15 protein-coding genes and 2 pseudogenes are annotated in these 26,613 nt (G+C 61.3%); 12 read left to right on the forward strand and 5 right to left on the reverse strand.

Annotation, left to right across the window (positions count from 1 at the left end):
- Nucleotides 1-241 precede the first annotated feature (241 nt).
- The 4 genes and pseudogenes from AB3X95_RS18460 to AB3X95_RS18475 form a co-directional block, all read left to right on the forward strand.
- Complete coding sequence (locus AB3X95_RS18460; RefSeq protein WP_184228804.1) at nucleotides 242-1,114, forward strand: phytanoyl-CoA dioxygenase family protein; 873 nt, start codon at nucleotides 242-244, stop codon at nucleotides 1,112-1,114.
- A 43-nt stretch (nucleotides 1,115-1,157) separates the two neighbouring features.
- On the forward strand, nucleotides 1,158-2,303 hold the full coding sequence (locus AB3X95_RS18465; protein ID WP_176122188.1) for a LacI family DNA-binding transcriptional regulator: 1,146 nt from the start codon (nucleotides 1,158-1,160) through the stop codon (nucleotides 2,301-2,303).
- A 158-nt stretch (nucleotides 2,304-2,461) separates the two neighbouring features.
- A complete protein-coding gene (locus AB3X95_RS18470) occupies nucleotides 2,462-3,328 on the forward strand; it encodes an amidohydrolase (protein WP_176122189.1) in 867 nt (288 codons plus the stop codon).
- 120 nt (nucleotides 3,329-3,448) lie between these two features.
- Nucleotides 3,449-3,847, forward strand: a pseudogene (locus AB3X95_RS18475) (DDE-type integrase/transposase/recombinase); the annotation flags it as partial.
- 278 nt (nucleotides 3,848-4,125) lie between these two features.
- On the opposite strand, the gene AB3X95_RS18480 reads toward AB3X95_RS18475, so the two are convergent.
- Nucleotides 4,126-6,096 carry a transglycosylase SLT domain-containing protein gene (locus tag AB3X95_RS18480; protein ID WP_368622131.1) on the reverse strand — a complete coding sequence of 657 codons (1,971 nt, stop codon included), beginning with the start codon at nucleotides 6,094-6,096 and terminating at the stop codon, nucleotides 4,126-4,128.
- A gap of 695 nt (nucleotides 6,097-6,791) precedes the next feature.
- Here AB3X95_RS18480 and AB3X95_RS18485 point away from each other — a divergent pair.
- The 4 genes from AB3X95_RS18485 (at nucleotide 6,792) to AB3X95_RS18500 (ending at nucleotide 17,708) form a co-directional block, all read left to right on the forward strand.
- Complete coding sequence (locus tag AB3X95_RS18485; RefSeq protein ID WP_309235174.1) at nucleotides 6,792-7,580, forward strand: BMP family ABC transporter substrate-binding protein; 789 nt, start codon at nucleotides 6,792-6,794, stop codon at nucleotides 7,578-7,580.
- A gap of 27 nt (nucleotides 7,581-7,607) precedes the next feature.
- Nucleotides 7,608-8,933, forward strand: coding sequence for an ATP-binding protein (locus tag AB3X95_RS18490; RefSeq protein ID WP_018437516.1), 1,326 nt, complete (start codon nucleotides 7,608-7,610; stop codon nucleotides 8,931-8,933).
- Nucleotides 8,934-9,718: 785 nt separating this feature from the next.
- The gene (locus tag AB3X95_RS18495) at nucleotides 9,719-10,393 is read left to right on the forward strand and encodes a response regulator transcription factor (protein ID WP_176122228.1); all 675 of its coding nucleotides are present in this window, start codon (nucleotides 9,719-9,721) and stop codon (nucleotides 10,391-10,393) included.
- Nucleotides 10,394-11,324: 931 nt separating this feature from the next.
- Nucleotides 11,325-17,708, forward strand: coding sequence for an autotransporter outer membrane beta-barrel domain-containing protein (locus tag AB3X95_RS18500; RefSeq protein ID WP_368622132.1), 6,384 nt, complete (start codon nucleotides 11,325-11,327; stop codon nucleotides 17,706-17,708).
- Nucleotides 17,709-17,782: 74 nt separating this feature from the next.
- Here AB3X95_RS18500 and AB3X95_RS18505 read toward each other — a convergent pair.
- Together AB3X95_RS18505 and AB3X95_RS18510 are read right to left on the reverse strand one after the other, a co-directional pair.
- Nucleotides 17,783-18,016, reverse strand: a pseudogene (locus AB3X95_RS18505) (amidohydrolase family protein); the annotation flags it as partial.
- 427 nt (nucleotides 18,017-18,443) lie between these two features.
- Nucleotides 18,444-19,277 (reverse strand): hypothetical protein, encoded by an 834-nt coding sequence (locus AB3X95_RS18510; RefSeq protein WP_368622133.1) that lies wholly within the window; start codon nucleotides 19,275-19,277, stop codon nucleotides 18,444-18,446.
- Nucleotides 19,278-20,162: 885 nt separating this feature from the next.
- Between AB3X95_RS18510 and AB3X95_RS18515 the strand changes: the two genes are divergently transcribed.
- From AB3X95_RS18515 to AB3X95_RS18525, 3 genes are all read left to right on the forward strand, one after another.
- Entirely contained in the window at nucleotides 20,163-21,014 is an 852-nt protein-coding gene (locus tag AB3X95_RS18515; RefSeq protein WP_368622134.1) for a hypothetical protein, read from the forward strand.
- Between the two features lie 131 nt (nucleotides 21,015-21,145).
- Nucleotides 21,146-21,862: a DUF4157 domain-containing protein gene (locus AB3X95_RS18520; RefSeq protein ID WP_368622135.1), complete on the forward strand. Its 717-nt coding sequence runs from the start codon at nucleotides 21,146-21,148 to the stop codon at nucleotides 21,860-21,862.
- Nucleotides 21,863-21,923: 61 nt separating this feature from the next.
- Nucleotides 21,924-22,310, forward strand: coding sequence for a hypothetical protein (locus tag AB3X95_RS18525; RefSeq protein WP_368622136.1), 387 nt, complete (start codon nucleotides 21,924-21,926; stop codon nucleotides 22,308-22,310).
- A gap of 169 nt (nucleotides 22,311-22,479) precedes the next feature.
- On the opposite strand, the gene AB3X95_RS18530 is transcribed toward AB3X95_RS18525, so the two are convergent.
- On the reverse strand, nucleotides 22,480-22,620 hold the full coding sequence (locus tag AB3X95_RS18530; RefSeq protein WP_368622137.1) for a hypothetical protein: 141 nt from the start codon (nucleotides 22,618-22,620) through the stop codon (nucleotides 22,480-22,482).
- Nucleotides 22,621-23,020: 400 nt separating this feature from the next.
- Between AB3X95_RS18530 and AB3X95_RS18535 the strand changes: the two genes are divergently transcribed.
- Entirely contained in the window at nucleotides 23,021-24,055 is a 1,035-nt protein-coding gene (locus AB3X95_RS18535) for a LuxR C-terminal-related transcriptional regulator (RefSeq protein WP_368622138.1), read from the forward strand.
- Nucleotides 24,056-24,147: 92 nt separating this feature from the next.
- Here the strand turns inward: AB3X95_RS18535 and AB3X95_RS18540 are convergent, their stop codons facing one another.
- Nucleotides 24,148-26,571 carry a PASTA domain-containing protein gene (locus AB3X95_RS18540; RefSeq protein WP_368622139.1) on the reverse strand — a complete coding sequence of 808 codons (2,424 nt, stop codon included), beginning with the start codon at nucleotides 26,569-26,571 and terminating at the stop codon, nucleotides 24,148-24,150.
- Between the last annotated feature and the right edge of the window lie 42 nt (nucleotides 26,572-26,613).

Genomic DNA, 26,613 nt, shown 5'->3' on the forward strand with positions numbered 1-26,613 from the left:
CGGCTTCATGCCGAAACGTTTAGCGAAACGTTTCGTTGAATCTAAAACCTGTTTTTGCGCAAAGTCAACCAACCTCGGGTAAACATGCACAGGCTCTATAGCTGTCACTTTTTCCCTCTAGGTCGGACTTGCATAGTGGAAACCCGGATGTATCTATCGATCCCTGCTTGCTATAAATCCGCTCAACGAAACGTTTCGCTAAACGTTTCGCCGGCTAACGAAATTGACGGAGACACGACTCATGTACACGAGACAGGCGATGCATGAACTGGACATCAACGACAAGTTGACCAGCGAGCAGCTGAAGGAACTCGACGAAAAAGGATTTTTCGTCGTCGAAGACGTGCTGAGCCCGGACGAGTGCCGCTCGATGGCCCGCGAGTTTGAGCGGCTCCATGAAGCCGAGCGCCTCACGGGTGGACATGAAGTTCACGTCGAGCCCGGTGCGCGGCGCGTGTCGAACATCTTTAACAAAACGTCAGTGTTCGACAAGTGCCTGGAACTGCAGCCGGTGTTGGCCACAGCCCACAAGCTGCTGGGGGAGATCAAGGTGCATGGCGCCAATCTCCGCGATCCGGTGAAGGGATTCGGTCACCAGCAATTGCACGCCGACGTGCCGAAGCACTTCGAAGATGACTGGTGGGTGGTCAATGCCGTCATCCTGTTTGACGACATGACGCTGGAAAACGGCCCCACCCGGGTTGTACCCGGGTCGCACAAATGGGCACCGATTAACGTGCCTGTTGTTAACCAGGGCGACTGGGAGCCCGGCCCCATTTCCGAAGAAGATCGCAAACGGATTCCCGCCGATCTGGACGCACCGTATCCGGGTGAGGTCTATCTGACTGGTCGGGCTGGCACCGTCTTCATCATGAACGCGTCGGGCTGGCACAGCGGCACGCTCAAAAAGAACGACGCAAACCGCCGGGTACTGCATCTCACGTATACTCGGCGTGACCTCCCGCAGCAGCTCGTCCAGATCGACCATCTCACCCCGGGACTGTACGAGCGGATGTCACCTGCGCAGCGGTTCCTGCTCGAAATTGAGCCGTCCCGTACGCCGGACGGCATCTTGCGGCAGCCGAAGCGCGAGCATGCGGGATGGTGGAACTGAACGAACAGGAAGCTCGGGGCACAACTGCATGGCGGGAAAAATCATGGCAACAATGAAGGATGTCGCACGTCTAGCGGAAGTAAGTCTGGCGACCGTCTCGGCGGTCCTGTCGGGATCCACCTACGTGAGTCCAGACCTCACGGAGCGCGTGCGCGTCGCTGTCAAGGCGTTGGGTTACGCGCCGAACACAGTCGCGAGCAGTCTGAAAAAGGGCACCACCAAGCTATTGGGCCTGGTCGTCCCGGACATCACGAACCCATTCTTCACCGAGTTCGTGCATTCCATTCAGAAACGCGCTCACGTCCAAGGCTACTGTGTTCTGTTGTTCGACAGCGATCGGAATCTTGAACAGGAGCATGCCTATCTCCGCATGCTCCGCGCCCATCTGGCCGTCGGCACGATCCTCTGTGCATCGGCACCGGAAGAAGCCTACGACAAGGTTCGTTCGGAGATCGGCATCATGCCTGTTGTAGCGGTCGACCACGTGGTCTGCCCCAACGAATGGGATTCGGTTGCTCTCGATAACGTTGCCGCAGCACGCCTTGCAGTACAGCACATCCTGGAATTCGGCCATCGGCGCGTCGCAATCATCTCCGGTCCGCAGAACCTGCTGCCTGGTCGTGATCGCCTGCGCGGCTTCGCCGAGGCGATCGCAGCCGCGAATCTGCCGGTCAATCCCGACTACGTGAGACAGGGCGCATTCGGCGAGCACGACGCCTATACCGCGGCGCTTGAGCTAATGGATCTCCCGGAGCCGCCGTCAGCCATCTTCGTGGCCAATAACCAGATGCTGATTGGCACGATGCGGGCATTGGCGGAAAAGCATCTCGCGTGTCCCGCGGACGTATCAGTCACCGCGATCGACGATTTTCCATGGGCGAACGCTTTCTCTCCCGCACTGACCACAGTGCGGCAGCCGGTTGACGCGATGGCCGAAGCGGCGCTCAACATGCTGCTCGAGCGCATCAGGGGGGACGAGCGAAGCCCTCGGCATATGGTCTTTCCGCCGGAACTGATCGTGCGTCAATCGTGCAGCAGTCCGGCGGCGGGCGGCAAGACGGAAAGCCAGCGAGCCGGCCGGAATGCAAGCGTGACGGCACGCAACAGTTCCGACAAAAAGTCGCGCGTGAAGAAGACGGATATAGCAGGAACGGAAGAAAACATCGATGTTCCGACGGCTGCGCGCTGACTGGCATACACATTCACGCCTGCACTCCATTCAAAACTGACGGCTGACTTTGATCAGCGCATTACACATGCGATATCGGGACGCTTTGGATGTCAAATGGACAACCTCGTCATTAACTCTCCACACAATCGATGCACTAATTGGGAATAGGACCGGTCATGAAGGTTGATGCACATCAGCACTTCTGGACGACTGCGCGAAGCGACTACGGTTGGCTCACCCCTGATCTCGCTCCACTATGGCGAGACTTTTTGCCATCGGACCTTGCGCCACTTGCGCAGGCGGCGGGCGTTGACAAGACCATTGTCGTGCAGGCCGCACCGACGATGAATGAAACGCTGTATCTGCTGGAGCTGGTCGCGGACGATCCACTCGTTGGAGGTGTCGTGGGCTGGGTTCCAATGCTTGACCCCGACGCACCGACCCTCATCGAGAGGCTGGCTCGTGAGCCCAAGTTCAAGGGTGTCAGACCCATGCTGCAGGATCTGCCCGACGACGACTGGATTGCAAATTCTGAATTAGATCCGGCTGTTGCCGCGATAGTCAGGCACGACCTGGCGTTCGATGCGCTGGTTTACGTGCGTCATCTACCATATCTCGCCAGGTTTGCAGCACGACATGCCGAGTTGCGGATTGTGATCGATCACGTCGCCAAGCCTCGTCTGCCCGACGGTCAGGGAAGTGTGCGAACAACCACGGGCGTACATGTAGGGGAAGACTGGGTTGAGTGGACTCGCTGGATGGGCGAATTCGCCGAGATGAACAACGTGGTGTGCAAGCTCTCCGGCATGGTGACAGAGGCAGCGCCGGGTTATGCCGACGATGCGTTCTCGCCATATTTCGCTTTTCTGCTCTCGCGATTTGGCGCTCAGCGCCTGATGTGGGGGAGCGACTGGCCGGTCCTGAATCTGAACGGCGATTACGCGTCGTGGCACGCATGCGTCGAACGACTGTCCTCCAGTCTCGCCAAGGAAGACCGGGCGGCGATCTTTGGAGAAACAGCCCGCTCATTTTACCGGCTGTGAGATCACGCCCGCGCGCTGGTGAGACTGGAATTAAGCGGGCAGCGTGTTTGATATCCGCACCCCGTCGGTCAAGGATCATCAGCACTTGCCTTGCGTCCAGCGCGGCGAATCGATTGCGATGTCGACCATTCAACCGTGCATCGATGGGCCATCAAGCTGCTGCCGCTCTGGAAAAGGTATTCCGGGTCCGCAAGCGTCCAGTCGATCGAGCATAACGGCGAGCCCGAGGTAGTGACCATCGACAAGAGCGGAGCAAATCTCGCAGCGCTTGAGGCCATCAACGCCGGGCGCGAGACACCGATCAGGATCCGTCAGTCCAAATACCTGAACAACATCATCGAACAAGTTCAGCGGGCGATCAAGCGCCGAACCCGCCCGATGCTGGGGTTCAAGAAATTCCGCTGCGCCTGCAACCTGTTGGGTGGTATTGAAATAATGCACATGATCGTCAAGGGGCAGATGTATGACGGCGGGATCGATCAAACTCCCGCACAGCAGTTTTATTCACTGGCGGCATAACCATTCCTTACCATACCGGACTCTGTCGTCCGGTCGGCCTTACCGCGACAAAACCGGACTGCGACCTGCAGTTGCCTGCTCGGGCGTAGCACCAGCAGACCCGTTTCATGAAGGCAGCCACGTGTTCACGCAGACACATGGAGTGCAGATCTTCTTCCGCTCATTGGAAGCGCGTCATCCTCGGCCTGATCCTCAACTTAAGTAGGACTGCCGGTAGCGGCGCTCCCAGGATGGCTCTTGGTTTTTATCCGTGCGGTCAGCGCGGAAGCGTTGCTATGTCATCGGGGCTCGACATGACCAAGCAGCACCATCAGCGATTGCGGGCGGCCATCAAACAGTGCCGCGTAGTAGACCGTGTTCGACAACACATTCTTGACGTAGTCGCGGGTTTCGTCGAACGGAATGGTCTCCGCGAAAATCGCGCCTTCCACCGGACGCGGCAGGTTGGCCTGCCACTTGCGCGAGCGTCCAGGGCCGGCATTGTAGCCTGCGGTCGCGAGCACGGCCGAACGGTCAAGCTGGTTGTATATCATCGACAGATAATACGTGCCGAGCAGGATGTTCGTGTCGATCTCATTCATCCTCGCCCGCGAGATCGGACCGAGCCCGATCTTCCTCGCGACCATCTCCGCGGTTTCCGGCATCACCTGCATCAGGCCGCCTGCGCCAACCTCCGAGCGCGCACTGATGATGAAGCGCGACTCCTGGCGAATGAGGCCATACGCCCATTCGACATCGGACCCGGTGGACTGCGCATCCCGCTCGACAATCGTGCGGAACGGCGCCAGATAGCGCAGCGAAAAATCATGCTCGGTCTGCGTCCTGTCGGCGGTGCTCACCGTCCGGTCGTAGAGCTCGATGCGGCGTGCGTACTCGGCGACTGCGAGCAGTTGCCGGTCGGTCATGCCGCGCAACTGCCAGTTCCACTCCCGGTTGCCTTCCGTGCGCAGGTTCAGCGCATAAAAGCGTTTTGCCAGTTCAAAGCCCGATGTCTGGCCGGCCTTCTTAACTTCTTCGTCGATCACTTTGATCTGTGGCGGAATCACGATCTGCTGGCCGAGCGCCTCGGAGGCCAGTTGGCCATAGAAGGTGTAAGTTCCCGCGATCTTCCCGAATTCCTGGTTCGCCGCTGTCACCTCGCCGGCCTGTTTCAACGCGCGTGCGTACCAGTAGACCCACGGTGGATGTGCGCGCAGCGCGGCCGGCATCTGCTCGATCGACCAGCGCACCATCATCCAGTCTCCTGCCAGCAGCGCGCTACGCGTGCGCCACTCATAGGCCTGGCTCGACAGGGGCGCGTTCGCCGACAGCCGGTACCAGTCCACTGCGCCTGGCAGCTGCCGGGTCGCTGCCTGATACGCAATCGTGCCCCAGCCGATAGCGCGTTCCGCCAGGGTGAGCGCCGGTGCGATCGCGGTGAAGATGGCTGCGGCCGCTGCCGGATCGCTGGCCGCCACCTGCGTGATGGCGAGCAGCGCGAGTTGATGTGACGCCGAGTCCATCTGGATGCCTTTCGCCAGCAGCGCGCGCGGCTGGTTCCTCGCCTGATCGAGCCGCAGCGGATCCGGGCGCGCCGCGCCCAGCGCATCGACCAGTTTGCTGCCGGTCGTCGTCGCGCCCTGTTCGTAGGCCTCGCGAATCCGCTGCCAGACATCCTCCGAAGTGAACTGGTGACTACCGTCGAGCGCGGTGATCAGATCGACGCAGCCGTCGCCGTACCACTTCGGCTCGACGAGCAGCGCGTGCGCCGCGTCGACAACGTTTTCACCCCGCGCGGCGCGCGACTCGAGCGCATAGCATTTCACCTGCGTGTCGTCGTTCAGGACGAACAGGGAATATTGGGAATCGAAATCCTTCCAGTCGTGGCGCGCGCCCAGCACGCGCAGGTAGTCGTTGCGCAGACGGTCGGCAATCGCCTGTCCGTCGTAGCGTTGCAGAAACGATAGCACCGGTACGTCCGGCGCATCGAGATTCGCATGCCCCGCGCCGTTGAACAGACGCGGCTTGATCTGAAAATAGCTGAGATAAGCCGGCGCTGGATAATTTCGGATTAGGCTCGCCAGCTGCGCGGCACGCGCGGGATCGTTGTCGCGGGCGGCGTCACGCAACTTGATGAAAATCTGATCGTCGGCGGAAAGCGACGAGAGTCGGGTGGGATGTCTGGCCACCGCCGTGCCAGACACGACGAACGTCGCGGCGGCAAGGGCAAAGCCGATCGCGCGAGACGCCCGGTGACGTCGTGTAGACATCGCTGTTCTTACCTTCTTTTAGTGCAGAAAATTGAGCCAAAGCTTAGGCCGCAATTCGGCGAAGCGAAGCTTCGAAAAAGACTGGACGGAGCCCGTAATTCGGCGCTTTGCGAGCCGGTTGGTTGCCTGCACCACGCACGCGGAGGTGGTTGCAACCTGCGTACAAAGGAAGCCGTGCGCTGGATCACCAAGCCACTTGATCGCGTTCTCGCGAGATCGTGGCGGGGGCGCCGTCTCACGCATCTAATTCCAGCCTAATTCTCAATGGGGAGTATTCGTTCCGCAGCACCTCCCGAGCGCTGTACCTTCAGCTTGGTGTGGAATAGCCGCAGCCCGGGTCTAAAAATCTCGAATACTTAGTTGTCGATGGTTGGTGACCTTATCTGAGTGGAAAGCAGTATCCCATTCGCTTAACCTGACAAAGCCGGCAAAAACCCACAACCAGCTGTTGGTGCGACAAATCGGTCTTGACGTTATCTTCCGCGCCTGCATAGACTTTGGACGTGTTCAGGTCAGTTCTTCAGAACATTCGACTATCTGAGGAAGCGCATAGAAATCCTGCCCGAATGAAACCGGCCCCCGTCAACGAGCGACGTCGCGTTGCCTGTTCGCTGCTCGCACTGTCTGCGTTCGCCCCGACCGCACTCCGAGGCGCGACGCATGCATCCGTTGCAGGCACGGTTAGCAGATGGCCCGTGTTGCTGTTCATTCCCTACGCCGGAAGCGATCTCGGATTCAGCGAAGCCGCATATCGCGGCTACCTCCAGGTCCGCCACAACGGCTACCGGATGACCGTCGTGCGCGATGCCGACAGTCTGGGTGCCGCGCGAATTCTCACGGTTATCGGCCGCCACTACACGGCAGGTGTACGCGGTTTCATTCTGGCAGGCGCTGAGCTGAGCGCAGTCACCGCAACGGCCGCAGCACAATACCCGCAAGCCTATTTCGCGACCTTGTCGGGTACTGCGAGTGGCCCCAACGTCGTCAACTATTGTCTCGATTGCAAGAGCCTCGGTGGCGCGCTTGCTGGTGATGTTGCCGCGAGCGTGTCGAAGACGAAGACCGTCGGCTTCGTCGGCGGCGTAGAGTCTGTCGACGGTACGGAGGCGCAAAGCTTCAGGCAGGCCGTATTTGCCAAGGCGCCCGACGCAACGGTTCTGGTAGATTGGGTCGGCAACTGGGATGACCGCCGACGCACGCAGCAGTTGACCGTGCAGCAGATCGACGCCGGCGCCGACGTACTCGTTGCCGATGCAAATGAGTCGGTGATCGTCGCGGCCGCCCGCCATCCGCGCGTCCGTGTGATCGGCTGGATGGCCGATGCATCCCGTCGGTACGGAAACGTCGCGGCGAGCGTGATCATCGACACGAGCGTCATTTTCCGGCGTTTCGTCGATGGAGTGGTCGCGGGCCGATTTGAGGGCGGCGACTACCCCGTCGTCGATACGGACAATGTCTGGAAGATTGTGTGGCCGCACGGGTAACCGCTGATATACGCTGAACTCGACCGCATGAGCTCGTTGAAAAACCAGATTACTGTAACGTTGATCGTACTGGTCACGGCAGTCGGTCTCATCGATGCATATACGTCGTATTGGCTGTCGCGCAAGCACATCGGCGAACTGCTCGACGTGCACTTACAGGGCGCCGCTATCTGGCTGTCCGCCGGCAACGTCGGCGCGATAGGCTCACACGGTCCGCCGCAGCACTCCGTCGACGGCTTTGTCGGGCAAATCTGGAGGAGCGGCGACGCGGCGCCAACGGATAATACCGATCCGGAGCTGCTATTCGATCGCAATGCGCCGGACGGATATTCGATCGAGAGTATCGGCGGGCATGCCTATCGCATTTACACGTTAAGAAAGGCCGACGGCCAGTACACGTACCAGGTCGGACAGCCGGTGGCGTTCCGCGAAGAAACAGCAAGGCATGCCGCGCTCGAAAGCCTGATACCCACGCTGATCCTGATTCCACTCGTCTGGCTCGCTATTCCCTTTGTCGTCAACGCGGCGTTCGCGTCGCTGTCGCGTGCAGCGGCGCAGTCGGAGTTAGTCGGCATTCGGCATCTCGAGCCTCTCGATATATCGGGCGTGCCGGACGAGGTACGACCGTTCGCGGCTTCGGTCAATCGGATGATTGCCCGGCTTCAGGTTGGTATCGACGCTGAGAAACGATTTGTCGCCGATGCCGCGCACGAGTTGCGCACGCCTATCGCTGCGATGCAGCTCCGCGTCGACAACCTCGTCAACGCTCCCGACGAGGCGGCACGCTCCGAGCGTCTGCGCGAATTGCGCGAGGCCATCGCTCGAGCGTCGACGATGATCCGACAGCTTCTCTCGCTAGCGCGAGCTGATGCACAGCTCGATCTGACAGCAATCGAGACAGTGGATCTGTCCCAGTTGGTTCAGAAGCTCGTCGCGGATTTTCTGCCGGTTGCAGACGCACGCTCGATCGATCTTGGTGTAGGGAGGTTCGAGAGCGCGCAAGTTGAAGCGCGTGAAGGAGAATTGCGTATGGCCGTGCGCAATCTGCTTGAGAACGCACTGCGCTATACGCCTGCCGGCGGAACCGTCGACATCGATCTGTTCCGAAGCGCCGACGACTTGGTGGTGCGCGTGACCGACAACGGACCGGGCATTCCGGAAGCGTCCCTGGACCGGGTGTTTGATCGCTTCTTCCGTCTGCGTGCGGAGGATTCGGAAGGTAGTGGTCTCGGGCTTTCGATCGTCAAATCGGTCGTGGCGAAGTACCGGGGTTCTATTTCGCTTGCAAACCGCAGCGATGGACACAGTGGTCTGATCGCTACAATCGTTCTCCCGGCGCGCGGCACTATGTAGGAGAGTGGGCCCTGAATGGCACCCGGTCACGGGTTTCGGTCGGGAAGCGGCGTAACGCTAATTCTCATCAAATAGGCACCGTACATACTGGCATTGTGACTACGTTCCTGTCAGGTAGCCTTCTCTGAGCAGCGAGTTGCTTGCAGCTCTTTTGGTGATGCCTGCGATCAGTGCGATCGCAGTAGCGACTTGCGGCAAGCGCTTTGGAGATGTTCTAAGGATTATCGCAACCCTTTACAGTACATCTGTCGATCCAATGGAAATGGATCGAATACGCCTGACTTCATCCGCAGCCGTGCATCGCGACCGACCCCATTTAATAGGCCCGAGGAAAGGCCCTTCCGTCGGTTCTCATTCCAATCTCATTCTTAGGACCTAAAATATTTCCTGAGACGAAGATTGCGGATTGGCGGGCTGAAAGCGCCGGTGCAGAGTGGTTTCCGGGAGTTATTGCGAGGGAATCCCTAGCGCAAGATCGTCGCCTACGCGAGAGGGACAACATGCTTAATGTGTATTTACTGCCCGTCGATTCCGAGGATAGTGAGTGTTCAGCCACCTGTGGAAATCCGGGGCGATACAGCTTCATCAGTTCCGGCATTCTTGAGTGGTTCAGAAAGTTCTTCCCGCGGAGAGCTAATTCGCCTGATGCGAAGCTTCCGAACTGTTGAGAAAAACCGGCGCATTACGCATGAATCGCAAATTGCTCAGGCGAGAAACGCGCCTGCGGAAGTATGTTCCTTGCCTTGCGCCCAACGACAACGCTCCATTGCCGTGGAGATTGCACTATGCGAGTGCTCATAGTCGAAGACGACCTGCAGATCGGTCAAAGTTTGCTGCGCGCGCTTCAGGATGCGGAGTACAGCGTCGACTGGGTCCGCGACGGCAATGCCGGCAGCGCGGCCATCGCTGCCGTTGAATATACGCTGGTCTTGCTCGATCTTGGTTTGCCCGGCATGGGCGGCATCGAATTGCTGAAGGCGGCGCGTGAGAAGGGGAGCAAGGTACCCATACTGATCCTGACCGCACGTGACGACCTTGACGCCCGGGTCCAAGGGCTCGATTTCGGCGCTGACGACTACGTTCTCAAGCCCTTCCACCTGCCCGAACTGCTCGCGCGGATTCGTGCTGTGTTGCGTCGCAGGGCAGGCTTTGCGTCGTCGCGTCTAGGCAATGACACGTTGAACCTCGATCTCGACAAACGAACTCTATGCTGCAACGGGGTGTCATCCGTTCTGTCGGCGCGCGAATTCGCATTGATGTTCGCGTTCCTTGAGCGCCCCGGCACTATCCTTTCGCGAGATCAGCTCGAGGGGAAGCTTTATGGTTGGGGCAAGGAAGTCGAGAGCAACGCGGTCGACGTGCTGATCCACGGTGTACGCAAGAAGTTCGGGCAGTCTGTGATTCGCAACGTGCGCGGCCTCGGCTGGACTGTGACGCTCGGCGAATCGCCCGAGGGGTGACCGCGCGTTTCGGCTACGTTCCCGTACGACGGCGATGTCAATTTTCCGGGCTCTTGTTGGCGGAAATAAAGCAATCTCCAAATATTCTTCTTCGGAGCACTTGTGATGATCGGAGACCCCCGAAGAAAAGCATAGTTCTGCGTCGCTCAGCAAGCAGCTATTCACATATCGAATCGTGCTAATCCATACTTTCGTAAACATTACGCCGTTGCCGGTCTTGCCGGCCGATGTTCAGCAGAACACGTTCGCCCGGTCACCGTAGAACACCAACCGGCTTGCCATAGCGCAACGCCCGTCGTGGAAGCGCAGTCTCAGGCTCGAAATTCGCGCCGCGCTCTTCAGCTCCTCGATATTCGCATTTTTGTTCCATTGAACAAAGCCCGGCTAGCGGCACCTGATGTTCCCTCCTACTAATGGTTATCTAAGTTATCACGCGCACTATGCAACCTAAGCGCAACGGATTGGGGTCTTTTTAAACGCGTATTGGGTGCCTCGTCACGCTGGATCGTGAGATTTATTATGAAAACATTTAACCATATTAAGTCGCTTTTAAGTTTCATGATTATGTGACCATGCAAGGCTTATGGCGGAGCGGCTTCCGCTAATTGCCCCATGTCTGATCAGATCCGCGTGGGACCAGGTGGTGTTGCATTTGCAGCCGCCGACGATGAATCCGAGTGGGCTTCGAAAAAGGCGCTTGAGGATGAACGGATCAGCCCATTTTGCCGGCCTTAATCAAGTTGGAAAACCTCCGCCGAAATATTCCGGCGAAAGTTAGAAATTAATCAATCTCCTGGGCAGCGCTCAATTTCGTAGGCATCACTTGCCAGTGCGGGCTTGCGGTCATTCGTCGTGTCCAGAAATCGGATTTTGTCCGATCGAGCCGGGTCGCCAGTAAAACCAGTCTCTGTGCGACTCGCAGACAGATTCGATGTCTTTTTCAAAAGACTGCAACCAGTTGCACCTGTTATTGCGACAGAACCGAATGAGGAAGATCGTGTACATATTCAAGCATTCATCGCATTGTGAGTCTGCGCGGACATTGACGTCGGCGCTTTGCTTTGAGGATTGCTGCGGCCGCAAGCGTCGGACGGTGGTTGCGTTGGCGTCTGCCGTAACGTCGCTTGCCGCGCTGTTTGTTCCGGTCGCTGTACGAGCCCAGTGCAACAGCAGCGCCGACCCGGCGCTGCCTGTGGCGCCGGCACAGACCAACTTTTCCAATCAGTCGTTTGGCGCAGCGCCGCTTCCCCAGTACTACCTGAACGCCGCGGGGCAGGCGGGATGCAAAGGCGCCGACGACGGCTCTTGGAACGGAGTGGGCCAGGATGGCTTCGCTGGTCAGTCGGGTGGTTCCTTTAACAGTGTCAACAGCGGAATTACGGTGAAGGGGGGATTCGCGCCGACCTTCATCAGCCCCACGATGGGAGCGGGATGGTCCGTCGACGGTGGTGATGGTGGTGCCGGCGGACAGGGCGGTTATGACGCCAATGGCTCCGCCCACACGGGAAACGGCGGGGCGGCAGGCAATGGCGGCGCGGTCTCCGTGCAGTTTAGCGGCACGGTTGGTCCCGACCCGAAAGGTGTCCTTCCGGAAGTTGCGCTCGACGTGGAAGCCAATGGCGGTACCGGCGGAGTGGGTGCCGTGTCCAATGCCCAAGGTACGGAGCCGCTCTACGGCGGAGCAGGGGGGCGGGGTGGTCAGGCAGCGCTTAATGCCTCCGGCAGCATTCAGTTCTATGGTGTCGGCCTGCGAGCGTCCGCGCTGGGCGGGACCGGCGGGGTAGGTGGCAACTCGCCCACTCCGGGCGATTTGGTTGTAGAAGGCCATGGAGGCAAGGGCGGCAACGGCGGCGCCGGCGGTACCGCGACGCTCGCCTTTCAGAACGGCAGTCTGACCGTCAGCACCCCGGCAGGCCAGATCTTTCCGATGCAGGCCGACGCCGATGGCGGCACGGGCGGCAGCGCTGGTGGCGCGTACGGTGGAAGTGGCAGTTTTGGCGGGACCGGCGGCAACGGAGGTAACGGCGGCACAGCGAGCGCGGAACTCGGCAGCGGTGGCCAGATCGTGTTCTCCGATCAGATGCAACCGGCGAACAGTCGGTATCAGCCGGGCAGCGGCGTAACCGCCAAGGCGAATGGCGGAGCGGGCGGGGGCGGTGGCACTGCCATCGACGGCTCATTCCGCAATGAGGGTGGTGTGGGCGGCAACGGCGGAATTGCCGGTAGCGCCAGCGCCACCGTCCTTGGTTCCATCGACTACACCGCGAATGTTCCGGCCGGGCAGTCTGCTGCCGGGTTGATCGGGGGTGAGGGGGTGCTGGTGCAGGCCAATGGAGGCGCCGGCGGCATCGGTGACGGCGCCCAGAGCACTGTCGTGGGTGAAGGCGGTGATGGTGGTAAGGCAGGCGCTGGCGGGAGCGCTTCGCTGACCCTTGGAGACGCGACCAACACGGCGACAATTAAAACGAACGGCCCATATACACATGGCGCGTTGGTGCAAAGTGTCGGAGGCGGCGGGGGCAATGGAGGTAGTGTCAGCTTCGCGCTGGCCGGCACGGGCGGTGCCGGTGCCGCGGGCGGCGATGGCGGCGTGGTCACGGTGAACTCGAACCACGCCTTTGTCACGGTCGGCAGTCAATCAGGCGTAGGCAGCATCCCGCTGATCGCGCAAAGCATCGGCGGTGGCGGCGGAAGCGGCGGCGACGCCAGCGGCCTCACCGCTGGCGCGGGCTTCGAGATCGGCGGCAACGGCGGCCAGGGCGGCAATGGCGGCGCGGTGAAACTCGCGCTGGGCCAGAACAGCGTGTTTGGCAGCCTCGACCAGAGCGGTGGAGCCGGCATCCTTGCGCAAAGCATTGGCGGCTCCGGCGGCAATGCCGGCAGCGCGACGTCGAGCGGCGGGGGGCTGATCACCATGGTGATCGGCGGTGATGCCCACGGTGGCGGCGCGGGCGGCCAGGTCACCGTTGACAACGCCGCACTCGTCACGACCTACGGCGACCACGCAGCCGGTATCAAGGCTCAGTCGATCGGCGGCGGTGGCGGCAATGGCGGCAACGCTACAGCGTTCACCGTCGGCGGCCCGCTGTCGAGCTCGGTTGCCATCGGCGGACAAGGCGGCGGAGGCGGCGCGGCCGGCGCGGTGTCGCTGACCAACACGGGGCAGGTCGTTACGTATGGTTCGGACGCCGAAGGTGTCGTGCTGCAAAGCATCGGCGGCGGCGGCGGCTCCGGCGGCAGCGCCACGGCGCGTGCCGTTGCCGCATCGGCCAGCCCAAATATTCCTTCGATCAGTGTCAGCGCCGCTATCGGCGGCGCCGGCGGGACCGGCAACACCGGCGGCAATGTCACGCTTGATAATTCCGGCCTGATCACCACTGCGGGCGACAGCGCGACCGGCGTTTTCGCGCAGTCCGTCGGTGGCGGCGGTGGTACGGGCGGCGACGCAACCGCCGCGTCCTACTCCGCGTCGCCTGCCAAGGGGTCGTCCCTGTCGGTCTCCGTGGCTCTCGGAGGCAGCGGCGGCAGCGGCGGCACGGGCGGCGCCGTCAACCTCGAAAACTCAGGGCTCATCGCAACCCTGGGCCAGGACGCCCACGGCGTGTTCGCACAGTCAATTGGCGGTGGCGGCGGCAATGGCGGAACGGGAGATGCCTCGGCAACGGCGGCTAACGCCAAAGCCAGCTTCAGCGCGTCAATCGCGGTGGGCGGAACGGGTGGAACCGGGGGGACGGGCGGCACGGTCGGCCTGACCAACGACGGTTCGATCGCGACGCGCGGCGACGGCGCCGATGCCGTGTTCGCCCAGAGCGTGGGCGGCGGCGGCGGCGCAGGCGGCGGTGGTACCGCTGCGGCCAGCGGCGGCAAGGATGCTATCGCCGTGGGTGTTGGCGGCAAGGGTGGCGTCGGCGGCGACGGCAACACGGTGACGACGATCAACAACGGCAACATCGTCACCCGCGGCGCGGCCTCGACCGGCATCTTCGCGCAAAGCGTCGGCGGCGGCGGGGGCAAAGGCGGCAAGGGCGCGGCGGCCGCGGGCGGCAGCGGCGGCCTCGACACGATCTCCAACGCCCAGACGCTGTTTGGCATTCTGGGTCAGGGCCTCGGCCTCAACCAGAATGTGCAGAACCTGGGCAACAACATCCTGCAGGTCGGAGTGCTCGGCGAAAAAATCAAAGCGACTTATGGTGATCTGGAAAAGCTCCTCACTCAGCCGGATGGGGTATCGAAAGTTCTGGGCACCGTGAACCAGATCAGCGTCGGCGTGGCGGTCGGCGGCAGCGGCGGCGCGGGTGGCCTGGGCGGCGCGGTGAACGCCAGCAACACCGGCGCGATCGGCACCTATGGCGCGCAATCCCACGGCATCTTCGCGCAGAGCGTTGGCGGCGGCGGCGGCAGCGGCGGTGCGGCGAGTTCGGTCGGCAAGTCGAACAATGATTCGAAGGTGCAGGCCGCGGTCGCCGTGGGCGGCAGCGGTGGCGCGGCGGGCTCGGGCGGGGCGGTGAGTGTCGTGCAGAAGGCAAATGGCGCAGTCGAGACGCAGGGGGTGGAAGCGTTCGGCGTGTACGCGCAGAGCGTAGGCGGCGGGGGCGGCAACGGCGCGATGTCGGGGGCGGTCAGCGGTTCGCTGAAAAGCCTGTCGATCGCCGTGGGCGGCAATGGCGGAGGCGCCGGGAATGGCGGCGACGTGAACGTCGACAACGGCGGCACGGTCACGACACTTGGCAAGCACAGCGTCGGCATCCTCGCGCAAAGTATCGGAGGCGGCGGCGGTGTCGTGACGACCGCGAGCAGCGATGAGACATTCGATCCTTCCAAAGCCGTCCAGAATCCGCAGGGACGGATCGCCGACATCTACGGTGTGACACTGAGCTTCGGCGGTCAGAACGGCAGTTCGGGGAATGGCGGCGGCGTCACTGTCAACACGCAAGGCAACGTGACGACGAGCGGACTTGACGCGCACGGTATCGTCGCGCAGTCGATCGGCGGCGGGGGCGGGTTCGTAGTGGGCGGACAGATCAACACGAGCACGCTCGTTGGCGCCGGGGGCGCGAGCGGCAATGGTGGCAACGTTCTTGTCGTGGACACCAACAACACTGTCTCTACCACCGGCGACGGTGCGTATGGGATCGTCGCACAATCGATCGGCGGTGGCGGGGGCTTTGCCGGCGACCCGTCCGCCCCGAACTACTACGATGTCATTGCAAGCGGCACGGTATTTGCCAACAGCGGCAATGGGGGCACCGTCAACGTCATCCTGGCAAACGGCGGGAAGGTCGTGACGACCGGCCGGTACGCGCCGGCGATCTTCGCGCAATCGATCGGCGGTGGCGGTGGTCTGGTGGCCTCAAACAACCCCTCAAGCATCGTCGGCCCGGTGCATGATGTGATACGTGGCAGCGCGGGTGGCGCCGGCGTGGGCGGCATGGTCGCCGTCAACGTCAGGAATAACGACACGGTCATGGCCACAGGCGTCGGGTCCGCTGGCATCCTCGCGCAGAGCGACGGCCAGAAAGGCGGGGAAATCTCAATCCACCTGGCGCCCGGGTCGAAAGTCATAGGCGGCACGACCGATCCCAATTTCGCGACGGGCCTGAAGTGGGCGGAGGACCCGGAGTTCCGCGACGCTGCCGCCGTCCGTCTATTTGGCGGCAATAACAACGTCATCACCAACCAGGGGACCATCCAGACCTTAGGCAAATACGCGATCCTGGTGGACCCCATGCTGTGGGGCGAGGGGTCCGCTACCACCACGGTCAACAACTCCGGCACTATCATCGGTGACATCGACGTCCCTGGTGGCACCAACAAGAGCGTTGTCAACAATCTGCCCGGTGGCGTTATCGACACACCGGCCACGCTGAACGTCGGAGGCGGCACGGTGAACAACGCCGGTACGCTGAAAGTCGGCGGCGCGAAGTCGATCGGCAATACGGTTCTCACCGGCAATCTCGTGCAGAGTTCGACGGGCACGCTGAACGTACAGATCGATCCGGCCAACAAGCGGTCCGATCTGCTCAACATCACGGGTACCGCCGCGCTTGCCGGCAAGGTGCAGGCCGATCCGGTGAGCTATCTGAAGAGCACGAGCACCGTACTGTCGGCGGCCGGCGGAATTCGGCCGGATACGGCGCTCGCGGGTTCTTCCACGCCGGTCTACCGCTTCACGCCGCTGGTGCAGGGCAACACCGTCGCGATCAAGACCGATGCGGACTTCGTCGATGCGAGCAAGGGGGCTTCGGCCACTCAGCAGAGTGTCGCAGCCAACCTGGACCGGTTGTGGAACAGTGCCGATCCTACCTTTGCACCCATCTTCGGAGCCTTCGGTAGCGCCGGTAGCACGGCGGGCTATGCCCAGACGCTGACCGCCGTTTCCGGCCAGGAGTTGCTCGGCGTTGCCGCTGCGCGCTACCAGTCCAGCCAGGCATTCTCGCGCTCCGTCTTCAGTTGTCCAGAGTTCGGCGACGACGACACCACCGTCAGAAAGCAGGGCTCCTGCATGTGGTTCCGCGCCACGGGGATGTGGGAAAACCGCAGCGCCGACGCTTCGTTCCCGGGTTTCGGCTGGCAAGGTACGACGATGAAGGTCGGCGGGCAGGTCCAGCTGCAGCCCGGCTGGTTCCTCGGTGGCGCCATCGGCTACGAGACCGACCGCTTCACAGGCAACGACAATCTGACGAGCGCCAACGGCAATGCGCTTCTTGGCGTCGTCGCGCTCAAGCACGAGGTCGGGCCGTGGACTTTCAGCGGTGCGGTGGACGCCAGCTACGGCTGGTTGAACAGCTCGCGCGTGATCCCGAGCGCCAATGCGGTGGCGACCGCCTCGCCCAATTCGTTCAATCTCGGAATGCACATGCGCGCGGCCTATCAGATTCCGTTCGGCCGTTTCTACCTGGAGCCGGCGCTCGACGGCGACCTGAACTACATCAATCTCCCGGGCTACACGGAGAGCGGTGCGGGCGCGCTCAACCTGAAGGTGAATGGTGCGAACAGCGTCATTGCGACCGGCACGCCGAATCTGCGGATCGGGACGCGCGCGCAGATAGGCTCAGCGACAGTCGACGCTTATGTCGGCGCCGGGGTGAGCTTCATTGCAGGCAATAGCTACACGACCAACGCCTCGTTCGCCGCTGCTCCGGGTTTCGGCAGCTTCACCAATACGCTCACCAATGCGCACGTTGCAGGCAAGTTTTCCGCTGGGGTAGAGGTCTATACGACTAAACGTCTCGATGTGCGTCTGGAGTATGACGGCACGGTTGCCGCACACGAGGTCGAGAATGGCGGCCAGGTCCGGATCAAGTACCGGTTCTGATGCCGCGATCACCTGTGACGCTGCGTAAATCTCTAAGTGCCATCCAAGCGGCCCGATGCGGCGTGCGAGCGAAGTCAGCAACCCGCGGGCCGCAGCGGGGTCCTGTTGATCGATCGAGCCAGATTGACGCGCGCCCCTTTGACCCTGTTGGATGCCAGCGCGTCGAGCATTTCATCGGGCGCCGATGGATCGATCACCGCAGTCCCTCGCGCCATGTCGCCGAGTACCTGCAGCGCATCGACGAGGCATGCATTGTCCGCGCCGTAGAAGCTCGGCTGGATCAGAACGACGCGCGACAGTCCAAGCTGAGCGAGGGTGTACGCGCACCGCGGTCACACTCGCTTCGGGAGGGGTGTAGTCGCGATCAGTCAACATCGGATCGCGGCTTTGCGGGCCGATGATATGCACGTGGCAGTCGCACGCGCCAGGTGGGGTCGGAAAGGACCTGGCGTCACTCCTGTCTGCAGTGTTTGCCACTGACGCAAAACCGAACGACGCGCCAGCGAAACAGGCAGCGGTGGCCTGCCAAATTACTTTTCGCCTGTTGGGCGCCTGGCCATGCGCGCTCGAGACGGACCTGTCTCAATTGTCCGCGACTTGCTGCAGAACAGAGATCTGTCCGGCACCGCGCCAAGGAGTTCACCCTCGTGACGTCGATGCCGGACAGCAGCATGATGTGGGGCCGCCCCTGCGGGACAGGCGCTGCCCGACCATTCGGAGCTCCCTCACGGTGCCTTACTTATAGTGAGTCGCGCGCGCCGTGGCCGCAGTGGATAGCGCTTCCCGATAGGCTGCTCTTCTTGCTTTGACCTCCGGCTTCAATGCCTCGCGTTTCTCTCGGCTCTTGTGGTACGTCTGGCACTCAATGAAAAGACGCAAGCTTCCTCCTGTTGCCGGTCCGAGATTGCGCAGGACGGGTGGTTGATTCGGATCAACCCAGAGAATCTGCTGCATCTCGTTGGTTGTCGGATCTATCCAGCTGATGTAGCCACCCGGCAAAACCTGTCTCGGATGCTTGACTGCTCCCGTGAAACTGTACCGGGCGTCCGGGGTGACAGTGGGGTCATAAAAGTGCGGCGTAATGAAGTCGGATACCGCGATTCCGTCGATCATGTAGGTGTAAGCGTCGGCTTCACATGGGTCGCAGGCCTCAACTAGATATTCGAATCGACCCGTGCCATCCTGGATCCGGTCGTTTGCGATCTCTATGGAGTTGGAGGTCTGTAGCCGGTTACCATTCGGATCGACAAGCATTTCGATGGTTTCGTGACTTGCATCGACTGCCCATTCTTCGCTGCCCGGTGTGACGATCACTTTCGCGTAGGGCTGGTTATGGCGAGTCATATGAAAGCCCCCTTCGCCCGCAGGCAGGCTCTTGACGAGCTGGACGGGCCATACGCCCTGGGGGATCTTTTTTGGATCGGCCAGATATGAGACCGAGGCACTGACCGGCCAGTATTTCGGCAAGTCCCGCGTGACCTGTACATTTAGTGCCGCGGCCACCGCGGCCATCGTTTGAGTATTGACTGTGCCCGTCATGTCGACGAGCCCGATTTTCGTTGCCAACATAAGTGCCTCCTGTTCATCCGTTTTGGCTGGCACAAAAAGCCGTGTCGGGCGCGAATCTGCCCGGTCTTTTCGCATCGTCTCGACTCGAGCGCCGCGGTCGCTTTGGATAAAGGTGGATCGACATTGGATTAGCACATGAATAAAGGACTTTCACGGGCTGACGTCGCGCATTGTTGCAAAGCTTGCGAAGACATCGCGGAAAAATTGATATCCCCTTGAGTCTGCAGTAAGAGGCGACACTCGCTTCGTGCTAGTGGCTCCCAAAGCGAACTCGATGAGTCGAGGCGTGACGGGGGAGTCTCGAAGCCGAATGCTTAACGGTAGAACGCAGAGCCGAGCGAAATTTTTAAACGTGGTGGCCGAGGTTTGTGCGTACTCGCGTGTGGGATCGTCTGGACGGCAAAACCAGCGCGTCAGTCGAGTTTCCACGCGCGGCGATGCGAGACAGTACTTGGAGAAGGTGATGCCGCATCTGATGAAGAAGCGCAAAAAGAGGAGAAAGGCTCGCCGCAGAAGCGGCAAATAGGCCACGTCGTTGGCAAAAGCGAAGCGTAGGCGCGAGATGCGGAGCGCGGCCACGGGAGGGAAGTCGACACACGCGGGAATTTAAAACCGGCCATTTCGTTCGATTTACTTAATGGACCGTCAAGGCGCATGCATGGAGGCGTAAAGGAGAATGATCGGGTGTCCCGCCATTTATGAAGTGTTTCCATGCATCGCATTGACGACGGCGCGGACAGAGGACTGACGTCATTTATGTAGTATATATTGCATTTCCGCTGTTCGGAGGCGATAACGCGAATCGTAGATGCTGACAACCGGTTATCTGCAATTGTCCGGTCATCGATTTGACTGGCTAGAGGTGTCGAATGTCTGCGCCTTGAGATGATCAAGACCGTCGAGATTCATCACTCGATGAACAAGGCAAACACCGCGAAAGACGTCGCGACGCATGGTACAGGAGAAGTCGCAATGACACACGATGAAGCAGAAAGGACTCTCACGTCGCGCACCGCGACAGACGCACAGCGACACTTTGATAAAGCACACGCGGCGCCGGAAAGTACGCCAGCCATGCTGACGAGATCCGCCGCTACCGCAGGCCGAACGGGCGCGCAGGACCCGCATGGCATCGCTTCCCGTACCTTATCCGAAGGGCACCGCTTCTTGCTCTTTCTGCAGAAACGATACGGCAATCAATACGTACAGCGGTTCCTTGCCTCTCCATCTTCGCCAAAAGTTACAGGTTCGCTGAAAAGACCCGGGCATGACAGCGTCTTGGCTAAGCCGTCGTCAGAGCTTTCCCCTAAGAGCGGATCCAAAGCAGGCGTATTGCGCCAGACTGCGGATAGCAGTGCCCGGAGTGGAACACCTGCAAAGCCAATTCCAGGTACGCTGGTTATCGAAAATGTCGACGGGCCCAATATCGAATCGATCATCGGTTTGATTCAAAACCTGGCTTATCAGTCCGCTGGCGGTAACGCCAACAACGCAGACTTCCGCACCCACGTCGGACAGGCAATCGATAAATCCGTCGGAGCTAACCTTAACCCGCGCAGTCAACATATAGAATTTACCGAAACGACAGGTTTGAATATGCGTTGGACCTTGCCTACCGTATGGGCAAGGAAGATCTGCTGGGAGGCGGCGGAACCGGAACGTCGGCCCGGCAGTCTGGAGGATCCGCTACGACAACCGAACAAACTTCTACGTCGACGACGGATTCGGCCAAGGTAACTACAGGTGGCAAATCAGGTGATGCGAAGGAAGGTGGCGAAGTGTCTGTCGGTACAGAAGCGGGAACTTCGACCACTACGACAGAACAAGCGACGACAGCCACGACGACCGTCGGGACGTCAACGACCACTATGACCAACGCTTACGACAGGTTCCAGGCGCCACTGATCGTAGAGGCAACGGTAAATGGAGTAGCCGACTTCAGTGGGTCCGATTATATCAATCCCTTCAAGTGGGGCTTTGCGGCCACGACGGACCTGCTGGTCAACGGACCCCAAACGGGGACGGTGGCTTCCGGTTCTATACAGTACTATCGATCGGCGGGTATAGCCAATCCCTCCGTCACACCTCCAGCTCAGCGAAAAGGGTGGATCGAGCAGGAGGTTGCGGCCGGGAGCAGTACCGGTGGCAGGGCGAACGGCTTGTTGAGAATGGCAGCTGGCGAAACACCGACGTTCCTGCGTACAGGCGCGCGCCCGCTACCCCGAGAGACGCTGGCAGCTGCGCAGACGTATCACGCCGAGGGTCTAAACTCCGTTTCTCTGATACAGGGGCAACAGAGCAATGCGTATTGCGACGCGATGAACGCTGCGGCGTTCTGCACGCCCAGCGAAAACGGAGGAAGCGACATCTTCGTTCATTCGGCGGTCGACCTCGATACTCCTCAAGGGCAGCACACTCTCCAGCACGAGATCGCGCATGCGGTGCAATTTCAACGCGGCGAAACTTCGCAATTGGACGGTTTGGAGGGCGATCAAAGCGTTCGTAACGACCTCGAGAAGCGTGCCGATCAGGACGCAGATGCCATCATGCATCGGAAATTGAGCGAAGATGGCTTCAAAGCCTAATGAATGTGTCATTGGAGCCGGGCCTGAGGCAAACGAAAATTGGATTACGGAGATACTTTTCATGGATCCCAAGGACTTTGACTCCACCGACGGCTCAAGCAATCGGCACCTTGATCTTGGATCGACAAACGAGATTTTCGAATTGCTGGATCGATTGATTGCAGAGGGAGGCACCGGGGCCGTCGCGGAATGGGTGGTTCGAGAGCTGCAACCCGGGCGGGAAGTCCGCTACGCCCGGCATCCCGACATCGCCCCGGAACAGGCCGTCATTTATGACAGGTCTATGTGGCGCATAGGACAAGGTGGCGAGCCGTACGGACCCCCAGTCGTTGCCGCTCTGACCGACGAAAATTTTGAAGACAGCGAAATCTTCGCGCTCTGGTCACGACCCCTTGCGAAAGAACCGTTCCTAATCCGGGTACGGACGCGACGGTCGGGCCATGGGTAAGTGCGCGCGCATTTTGAAATAGCCAGTCCAATCGTCGATTCGTAATCCACTGTCAATCTCTCGACCCAGGGAATTGTCTACGCGAGAGATGTTATGCACTCATCGAATTGGCGCTCTCGTTGAGACAGAAAATGCAGGCGCTCCGCGCTGCAGAAAGGAATTTCATCGATCATCCGGCGACAAGAAGGTCGACATCGTCGAGCTTTTCGCTTCGAGTGGAACCGATCGACAACTGGCTTCGATCCCGCCGCGCGGTTCCGTTAGCCTGCGCGGTCGACTCCATCTCTCCCTGCTCGTCGATTTCGCCCACTGGCGAAGAAGCTTCTCCTTGGTGGAGATGAAGACGAGCGGTGCGCGCGAGACTTTGGACAAGCGCGTGAGCGTTTGCAGATTAAGTCGAATGACTTGAGGGCGATTGTCCGAAACATCGCTCCCACACTGCCGACAACCCAGGTCGCAGGCTGATTGCAACTAGATTAGGCATTTGCAGAACACAGTTTTTTCCTCCTATCATAGCCACCGAGGCGGCCCGACAACGACCTTTTGATGGGCGAAGACCCAGAGGGCAGCGCCTGTCCTTGCGGCTCCCACGTCCGCCGGGCAAGCGCGCGCGACACACGCTTCCCCGAAATCGCTTCGGTCAATCGCCATTGCCTGGCAAGACCCGCCGCGAGCGGGGGCGCGGCGGAATAATTGCGAGACGAAACAGCATGTATATCTTGCTCACCGGACCGTCGGGACTCTTTCGGGAAGGCGTCGAGGTGCTGCTGCGCGGATTCGCTCAGGATGGCGAAGTGCTCGCCTCGAATTGCCTGACTACGAGTTGGCCAAACGATCGCAAGCCGGACTGTGTCGTCATGGACGGCGACTGTCTGCGCCTGGCGAGCGATGAGTTGGAAGCCGCGCGGCGTCATTCTCGAACCACGCCGGTAATTGTCCTCTTGAGCAACGCGCAACGCCAGCAAGTTGACGAATTGATCGCGGCGGGCGTTTCAGGTTGCGTGGAGAAATCGGCCTCGTCCGAACTCCTCTTCAGCGCGTTGCGCCTCGCCTTCGCAGGTGGTGTTTATCTTCCCCGCTCGTTGGTTGCTGCAAGCTTGCACGAGCCGCTCGCGGCTCGCGAGGCCGACGCCGGCGCTCCGCGAGGCCTACCTTACCCCGATCCGCATCTGCACCTTACGCCGCGACAAATCGAAGTGCTGGCGCTGCTCGCGCGAGGGCGCTCCAACAAGGTGATCGCGCGACAACTCGATGTCTCGGAGGCGACCGTCAAAACGCACCTCACGACCATTTTCAAAGCGCTGAACGTTTCTAGCCGTGGTGAAGCGAGCATCGTTGCGGCGCGCATGGAAAGGATCCGCGACGCGCAGGTCGACAAGGCGATCAATGGCCACCTTGCGGTGGGCAGACTGCTCGCCACCATGAAGAGCCAGCACTTTCGCTCGGGGCAGGTCCTGTTTCGCCAGGGCGACACCAGCACCGAGCTCTTCTACGTCGAGAAGGGCACCATCAGATTGAGCGAGCTTGGCATCGACATCGGTGCGGGCACGGTGCTTGGTGAGATCGGGCTCTTTTCGCCCCAGCATCGTCGCACGTCCACGGCCATATGCAAGACCGACTGCGAGATGAGGACGGTCTCTGCACCAGACGCTATCCGGTTCTACTATCAGGAGCCCGAGTTCGCTATTTATCTGATCCAGTTGATCGCGAGCCGGCTCCAGGCGGACAAGTCGAGGCGAGCATAACTGCAGTCTTGGCGCATGTTGCGCGCGTGCCCACCGAGCTTCGATGCTGTCCGGACGGTGAGCCCAACCTTGGCCCCGGCGCACCGCAAAACTCACTTCCTGCCGCCGTGCCGATGCATCGGCGCATGATGCCGATGATGGTGTCTGGGCGGCCGGACCGACGCCGTGTTCACGCTCGGTTGCAGACGCCTACGATTTTTCCAGGCGACCTGCCCAAGCGGAATCAGCAGCGTGACCAACAGCCATTTCCAGTTCTCGAGGACGAAGCGTCGCACGAGACTCCACGGCGTCACCGTGACGGTCATGTTCTTGTCGAACGTCTGGACGAGCACGGGACTCTGCTTACCTTCGATCGGAATCAGGGCATAGAGCGCGAGTCGCATGCGATGCACGCCCCACCTCTTCGGCGTCACGTACCACGTCCATGTGGTGGGCTTGGTTTCGCTGACCGCTTGCCGGTATGGCTTCTCCGGGCCGGGATCGATGCTGAAATCGTCCGGCTGCGCCGTCAGGCTCGCTTCCATTTTGTAGTAGATGCGCACGCGGTCATGCTGGAAGTTTGCCGCCGCGGGATTGTGACGCTTGATGAGCGCCGCGATCGCATCGGCGCTCTGTCGCGCGTCGAGGACGAAGTCGATGCGGCAGGGGCAATCCTCGTCCACGTCAATGTCGGTCGGCACGTTGAACACGGCCGTCGCAAGTGGCATCGACTCCAGCGCGCGGTCGACCGACGCGAACGCCGCCTGCGTGGGATCGTCGGACGGCGGTGGGACGGGTTCGCCCGGTCCCGCGGATGGCGCGGGCGTATTTGCGGCGCTATTCGCGGCGAGTTCGCTCCGAGTCGCTGTCGAGGTGTCGTTGGCCGCTCCGGTGTTCTGCGGGGAAGTGGATGGCGCGGCGGTCGACGGCGCGATCGCGGGCCGTGGCGGCGCAGCCGCCACGGCCGCCGTGATCGACGGCGCCACGGCCGCCAGCGGTCCTGGCGCTTCGCCTTGCAGGGGCGGCTGAGCGTTGGCAAGCGGCGGCGCTTCGGCGGCTTGTTCCGAAATATTCGACTCTTCGCCTTCCGCGGGTCCCGGGCCGGTAGCCATGATCGTTTCGTTTTGGGTATCGGCGCCGGAAGGTACATCGGCTTGGGGCGAAGCCCGCGCGCCGCCTGCCGCGGCCGGTGTCGCGGGCGACGCGGCCCAGGCCGGCGGTGCGGGCGGCGTGACGGGGGCAAGCGCCGCGGGCGGTGCCATTGGCGGGGACGGCGCGACGGGTGCAAGTGCCGCGGGTGACCCAGGCGGCGCGGACGGCGTGACAGGCATTGGCGCCCCAACGGCGGGCGCGGGCATCGCGGGTGCCGGCTGAATCCCGATAACGGCCGGCGGGACTACGCTCTTCGGGCCGATGTCGATCGTCACGCTGCCGCCGTTCGTGCTCCGCGGTGCCGGTTTCCCTGCGCCGAGGAAGGACGACACCGACCCCGTCCGAGCCGACGTGCTCCCCGGATTGTCGTATTCCAGCGTCCGCATCGTGCGGTCCGCCGCGCCGACGCTGCCCGCCGCGATGCCTGGCGACAGGTTGTGGGGCCGCCGATCGAGCCGCTCCATGCCGTGCGCCTGTTGTCCAGGTGCGATCGCGACCTCCGGCTTGTCAAGCGCTCGCATCTCAAAAGGCCGCAGGTACACAGACACGCGCGTGCCGGGCTCGACGCGCGTATTGGCAGGTGGCTTCTGATCGATGATCTCGTCCGTGAAGCCGTCGCCCGGATGACCCATCACAGCCAGCGACAGGTGCTGACCCTCGAGCAGTTGTTGGGCCGCCTTAATGCTCATCCCTCGCAGACTTGGCACGAGCACCGTCGCGATCTGCGCCGCGCCGGAATGCATGAAGGTATGCGCCATCGGAGCCTCGCGCGCGGCCGCGCCGAGCGGCATTCCCGATTCGCCCTCGATGGCCACGTTGGGCGACTGGTGCGCGTGTCCGACTGGCACGCCGGCTTGCGGTTGCGCAGGTGCCAAAGACGGAGAGTGATTCTGCGCACGAGCGGTCGGTATCGAGGGCGGCTGAACTGCCGTCACCGGCTGCTGCATGATCGGACGCGGCTGCGGCGGCACCACCGGGTGCGGCTGCTGCTGCATGATCGGACGCGGCTGCGGCTGCATCACCGGATACGGCTGCTGCTGCATGATCGGACGCGGCTGCGGCGGCACCACCGGGTGCGGCTGCTGCTGCATGATCGGACGCGGCTGCGGCGGCATCACCGGTTGCGGCTGCTGCTGCATGATCGGATGCGGCTGCGGCGGCACCACCGGTTGCGGCTGCTGCATGATCGAATGTTGCTGCATCACCGCAGGTTGCTGGCAATGCATCGGATTCGGCGAACACGCGGCACGCGCGTCCTGCAGCGCCGCGTCGCAGAGCATCGCGAGCGTCAGCAGTGACGCAGCGACGAACGCATGTTTGGCGCACCGCCAGCCTGACGACGCGGCAAGGAGGTTCCTAAGCCGATCGAAGGTACTCAGGGCCATGATGTGCCTCCTTGCAGATATCCGAGCCAACGCTCAAGCCAT

Origin of the sequence: Paraburkholderia sp. BR13444, from assembly GCF_040948755.1 — a bacterium.
Classification (GTDB): domain Bacteria; phylum Pseudomonadota; class Gammaproteobacteria; order Burkholderiales; family Burkholderiaceae; genus Paraburkholderia; species Paraburkholderia youngii.

Coding starts and splice junctions, on each gene's coding strand:
- AB3X95_RS18460 (WP_184228804.1), top strand. CDS start 242: ATGTACACGAGACAGGCGATGCATGAACTGGACATCAACGACAAGTTG.
- AB3X95_RS18465 (WP_176122188.1), top strand. CDS start 1,158: ATGGCAACAATGAAGGATGTCGCACGTCTAGCGGAAGTAAGTCTGGCG.
- AB3X95_RS18470 (WP_176122189.1), top strand. CDS start 2,462: ATGAAGGTTGATGCACATCAGCACTTCTGGACGACTGCGCGAAGCGAC.
- AB3X95_RS18480 (WP_368622131.1), bottom strand. CDS start 6,096: ATGTCTACACGACGTCACCGGGCGTCTCGCGCGATCGGCTTTGCCCTT.
- AB3X95_RS18490 (WP_018437516.1), top strand. CDS start 7,608: ATGAGCTCGTTGAAAAACCAGATTACTGTAACGTTGATCGTACTGGTC.
- AB3X95_RS18495 (WP_176122228.1), top strand. CDS start 9,719: ATGCGAGTGCTCATAGTCGAAGACGACCTGCAGATCGGTCAAAGTTTG.
- AB3X95_RS18500 (WP_368622132.1), top strand. CDS start 11,325: ATGTCTTTTTCAAAAGACTGCAACCAGTTGCACCTGTTATTGCGACAG.
- AB3X95_RS18510 (WP_368622133.1), bottom strand. CDS start 19,277: ATGTTGGCAACGAAAATCGGGCTCGTCGACATGACGGGCACAGTCAAT.
- AB3X95_RS18515 (WP_368622134.1), top strand. CDS start 20,163: ATGATCAAGACCGTCGAGATTCATCACTCGATGAACAAGGCAAACACC.
- AB3X95_RS18520 (WP_368622135.1), top strand. CDS start 21,146: ATGACCAACGCTTACGACAGGTTCCAGGCGCCACTGATCGTAGAGGCA.
- AB3X95_RS18525 (WP_368622136.1), top strand. CDS start 21,924: ATGGATCCCAAGGACTTTGACTCCACCGACGGCTCAAGCAATCGGCAC.
- AB3X95_RS18535 (WP_368622138.1), top strand. CDS start 23,021: ATGTATATCTTGCTCACCGGACCGTCGGGACTCTTTCGGGAAGGCGTC.
- AB3X95_RS18540 (WP_368622139.1), bottom strand. CDS start 26,571: ATGGCCCTGAGTACCTTCGATCGGCTTAGGAACCTCCTTGCCGCGTCG.